The following is a 4,314-nucleotide window of genomic DNA, read 5'->3' on the forward strand; positions in this document are numbered from 1 at the left end:
TCGTCGAAGTTCTTGATGGTGGAATCGACTGCCTTGATGAAGTCTTCCTCGGATCCGATGTCATTGACCGCGACCTGGGGGACTTCCTTCTTGTTCTCTGCCATTAATTAAATTGTTTCTTGTATAGTTGGTGGATATTTTTACCGTATTGAGTTATGCGTTCCCGCCGGCGGGCGCGAACATTCCCTATGATAGGAGACACCACGGTCATTGTCGCCGGGGAGCCTCGGGCGTGTCGCAGGCAAGGATTACTGCGGCTCGCTCAGCGGATTCGACCACATTGACCAGAAGCATGGCCCGGGTCATGGGTCCCACGCCGCCGGGATTAGGTGTATAGGCGGCTGCAGACAGTTTGGCTGACGGATCGATATCGCCCTTGATCCGCCAGCGCCCCTCCTGCTGATCCCAGATCCGGGAAACGCCTACATCAACCAGAACAGCACCTTGGCGAACCTGATCTGGGCCAACCAGCCCGGCTCGGCCCACGGCCGCGATAATCACATCAGCTCTGCGCAGATGGGCATCAACGTCCCTGGTACGGGTATGACAGAGGGTCACGGTGGCATCCACCCCGCGGTTGGTCAGAAGCAACCCGATGGTGCGGCCCACGGTCAATCCTCGGCCCAGCACGCAGACATCCTTGCCGGCCAGGTCAATCCCGTAATGGTCCAGCAGGTACAGGATCCCCCTTGGGGTGCAGGGCAGGGGGGTCCGTACCTGGCCGTCGGTATGCAGGACCAGCTGGCCCAGGTTGTAGGGATGCATGCCGTCGGCGTCCTTGGCCGGATCGATGCGATCGATGATCTCAGTAGGATCCACGCCATCGGGCAGGGGCAGCTGGACGATGTAGCCGGTGCAGTCAGGATCCTGGTTGAGCTGATCCACTGCAGCAAGAATCCGCTCCTTGCCGGCATCGGCAGGCAAATCCACACGGATGGACCGGATGCCTACCTGGCTGCAGTCCCGGTGCTTGCCCTCCACATATTTGAGCGAACCAGGATCGTCCCCCACCAGAATGGTCCCCAGGCCAGGAGTGCATCCCATGGCCGTCAGTCTAGCCACGCGAGCGCGCAGGTCCTTCTTGAGTTCCGCAGCCGCCGCCTTGCCGTCCAGTTTCACTGCAGTCAACACATCTCCATCGTTCAAGCGGGCGCAAACCCTTGTCGGAATTGTCTGAGCCAGATTAGCGCAGATTCCTCCCCGACTGGAGCCACTGTCCATGGACCGGTCCGGGAGGACTTGGCTGATGAAGTTGCACGCTGTCCCTTTCCCCACCATAATGAGAATGATGCTCAATAAGAGCAGGATCGCCATTTTGAATCCCTGCGGAAAGGACGCCATGGATACGGACACGGATAGGACATCCACGCAGGCCTGCATCGTCTTCGACCATGCCGCCATCCGCAGATCCGGGCGGTTGATCTGGTCGGAGGGGACCTTCACCATCCCCTCGGGAACCGTGACCGCCATTGTGGGCACCAACGGCACTGGCAAGACCAGCATGATGCAGGCCGAGCTGGGTCTGCTCCCCCTGGATGCCGGCAGTCTGCAGATCCTGGGACAGCCGGCCGGCCAGGCCAACGACCGCATCGGCTACGTACCCCAGAGCTACACCTCGGATATCGACTCCAACCTTACGGCCGAGCAATCCGTTCTGCTGGGGCTGACCGGCACCCGGTTCGGCATTCACCCCGTCACCAGGCAGGACCGCGAGCGCGCTAGAAAGGCCATGTGCTTCGTCGGCGTGGAGGATAGGGCCCACCTGCGCCTCTCCCAGCTCTCCGGCGGCCTGCGCCAGCGGGTGGCCATCGCCCAGGCCCTGGTCTGTGATCCTGATCTGCTCATGCTTGATGAGCCCTTGGCCAATCTGGACTTGGCCGGTCAACGCGCCACCGTCCATCTGCTGGCACAGCTCAACAGCCGTCTGGGCATGACCATCCAGGTGGTGGCCCATGATCTGAACATGCTGCTACCTGTACTGACCGGGGCAGTCTACCTGCTGGACGGGCACCCCCACTACGCCCGCATGGACGACGTGCTGGACTCGGACCTGCTCACCCACCTCTACGGCACCAAGGTGGAGGTGGTCACCACTCCCCAGGGGGACATATTCGTGGCCCCCGACATGGATGAGCCGATCGGACCCGTCCACAATCGCTATCAACCCAGCCAGGTGGCCCGCCTACACGGGACGGACCGGGAAAGGACCTCATGACCACACCAGTCTTCGACTCCCATTGGATGGAGATCCTCGCCGCCCCCTTCATGCGCAACGCCATGGTTGCTGGACTGTGCATCGCCATGGCCGCCGGAGCCATGGGCTACTTCACCATCGCCAGGCACTCCACCTTCGCCGCCCATGCCCTGGCCCACATCGGTCTGCCTGGCGCCACGGGGGCCGTTTTGCTGGGGCTGCCGGTCTCTGCCGGCATGGGCCTGTTCGCCCTGGGTGGGGCGCTGGTCATCGGAGCCCTGGGCAAGCGGGCTTCCCAGCGGGAGATCGCCACGGGCACGGTCCTGGCCTTCGCCACCGGTCTTGGACTCTTCTTCGCCAGGATGTCCAGCTCGGCCTCCCAGCAGATGCAAGCCATCCTCTTCGGATCCATCCTAACCATCACCCGAGGGCAGGTCATCGGCTTCCTGATCTTCGATGCAATCCTGCTGATCCTGCTGGCCCTGATCTACCGGCCCCTGCTCTTCAGTTCCCTGGATGAGCAGGTGGCCCAGGCCCGCGGCGTGCCCATCGGGCTGATGAACCTGACCTTCATGGCCATCATGGCCGGGGTCATCACCATCGCCGTCCCTGCAGTGGGGACCCTGCTCATCTTCGCCCTGGTCGTCACCCCGGCGGCCACGGCCAACATCCTGGTGGCCTCTCCCCTGCGGGCCATGCTCCTGTCAGGACTGATCTGCCTGGCTTCCATCTGGGGAGGCCTGGTGATTTCGGCCATGGTACCGGCCCCTCCAAGCTTCATCATCGTGACCCTGTCCACCCTCTTCTGGGCGCTGGCCAAGGGATGGGCGGCCCTGCGCGCCTGATACCGGTCAGTCCACTAGGGCGGTGGCTATGACGGCGATACCCTCGTCGTGACCGGTAAAACCCATGCCATCAGTGGTGGTAGCGGTCAGCCGAACCGGTGCCCCGACGGCCTGGCTCATGGCTTGCTGGGCCAAGTGACGGCGGGAGGAAATTCTGGGGCGCTGGCCGACTATGACCAGGGAGGCGTTAAGCAACCTGCGACCGTGCTCATGCAGGCAGTCCATGGTCTCCTCCAGCATGGCCGCCCCGTGCATGCCCGCCCCGGGAGCCTGTGCTCCCAGGCCGAATAAAGTGCCGATATCGCCCAGGTCGGCGGCTGACAAGATGGCATCAATCAGGGCATGAGCAGCCGCATCGCCGTCAGAATCACCCAGCAGGCCGGGGGTTCCGTCATTCCAGAACAGACATGCCAGCCAGAGGGGGCGCCCGCCAGTCGGGTCGAATCGATGGGCGTCAAAGCCCAGTCCGACGCTTGGATGACCCATGACCGGCTCCGGCCTCAGCGCTTGGCCTTGGTCTTACCCTTGCCCTTGTTCTTGGCAGCCTCCTGGGCCACCCGTGCCAGGGTCTTGGAAGCCGGCTCCTTGGGGGACTTGGTATGGTGCTTGTCGTCACCGGGCATGGGGTCTGCATAGCCCAGGTTGACGTCCAGCAGGCGCTGGGCCTCGTCCTCGTCCAACTTCTCAGACAGGGCGATCTCGGAGGTCAGGATCTTGCGGGCCTTGATCAGCATCCGCTTCTCGCCCGCCGACAGCCCGTGCTCGTCCACGTCGCGCTGGGAAAGGTCACGCACCACCTCGGCGATCTTGTTGACCTCGCCGGTGGCGATCTTCTCCACGTTCAGCTTGTAGCGGCGGGACCAGTTCATCTCCTTCTCCTCGACCACCGGGGTGCGCAGGATCTCGAAGACCTTGGCCACCGCCTTGGCGTCGACGATGTCCCTGACGCCCACCTTGGCTGCGTTCTCGACGGGGACGTTGATGACCAGCCCATCAGAGGAGAGCACGGACAGCTGCAGGTACTTGCGGGTGACGCCCTTGACGGTCCGTTCGGTGATGGCGTCCACCCTGGCGGCCCCATGACGCGGATAGACGACCATGTCACCGACCTTGTAACCCATATGTCCTCCAGAACGAGTCGATAAAATACCATATAATAATGTCATTGCGCATGGACTTGCCGACGGGGACTCGGAGGCGACGCGATTCTCTGCGAGCACACTTCCCCTGGAGGCTCTGAAGACTATTCTGGAAGAAACGACGGTGGTGGAACGA

The 4,314-nt window shown here is 62.7% G+C and carries 5 protein-coding genes; 2 read left to right on the top strand and 3 right to left on the bottom strand.

Features of this window, described 5'->3' with window-relative positions:
- Positions 1 to 207: 207 nt before the first annotated feature.
- Positions 208 to 1,128, bottom strand: coding sequence for a bifunctional methylenetetrahydrofolate dehydrogenase/methenyltetrahydrofolate cyclohydrolase (locus AC0AP0_RS09525; RefSeq protein ID WP_490430288.1), 921 nt, complete (start codon positions 1,126 to 1,128; stop codon positions 208 to 210).
- A 211-nt stretch (positions 1,129 to 1,339) separates the two neighbouring features.
- Here AC0AP0_RS09525 and AC0AP0_RS09530 point away from each other — a divergent pair, with 211 nt between their 5' ends.
- Complete coding sequence (locus AC0AP0_RS09530; RefSeq protein WP_490430291.1) at positions 1,340 to 2,215, top strand: ABC transporter ATP-binding protein; 876 nt, start codon at positions 1,340 to 1,342, stop codon at positions 2,213 to 2,215.
- A complete protein-coding gene (locus AC0AP0_RS09535) occupies positions 2,212 to 3,039 on the top strand; it encodes a metal ABC transporter permease (protein WP_490430289.1) in 828 nt (275 codons plus the stop codon). The genes AC0AP0_RS09530 and AC0AP0_RS09535 overlap by 4 nt, the downstream gene beginning before the upstream one ends.
- Positions 3,040 to 3,045: 6 nt before the next feature.
- On the opposite strand, the gene AC0AP0_RS09540 is transcribed toward AC0AP0_RS09535, so the two are convergent.
- Positions 3,046 to 3,525: a 2-C-methyl-D-erythritol 2,4-cyclodiphosphate synthase gene (locus AC0AP0_RS09540; protein ID WP_490430290.1), complete on the bottom strand. Its 480-nt coding sequence runs from the start codon at positions 3,523 to 3,525 to the stop codon at positions 3,046 to 3,048.
- 14 nt (positions 3,526 to 3,539) lie between these two features.
- Positions 3,540 to 4,160 carry a CarD family transcriptional regulator gene (locus AC0AP0_RS09545; protein ID WP_110413030.1) on the bottom strand — a complete coding sequence of 207 codons (621 nt, stop codon included), beginning with the start codon at positions 4,158 to 4,160 and terminating at the stop codon, positions 3,540 to 3,542.
- Between the last annotated feature and the right edge of the window lie 154 nt (positions 4,161 to 4,314).

This window comes from Bifidobacterium sp. POST2/T3 (B1), from assembly GCF_058197115.1.

Bases quoted from the DNA above. Each gene is read 5' to 3' on its own strand.
- AC0AP0_RS09530 (WP_490430291.1), top strand. From the start codon at position 1,340: ATGGATACGGACACGGATAGGACATCCACGCAGGCCTGCATCGTCTTC.
- AC0AP0_RS09535 (WP_490430289.1), top strand. From the start codon at position 2,212: ATGACCACACCAGTCTTCGACTCCCATTGGATGGAGATCCTCGCCGCC.
- AC0AP0_RS09540 (WP_490430290.1), bottom strand. From the start codon at position 3,525: ATGGGTCATCCAAGCGTCGGACTGGGCTTTGACGCCCATCGATTCGAC.
- AC0AP0_RS09545 (WP_110413030.1), bottom strand. From the start codon at position 4,160: ATGGGTTACAAGGTCGGTGACATGGTCGTCTATCCGCGTCATGGGGCC.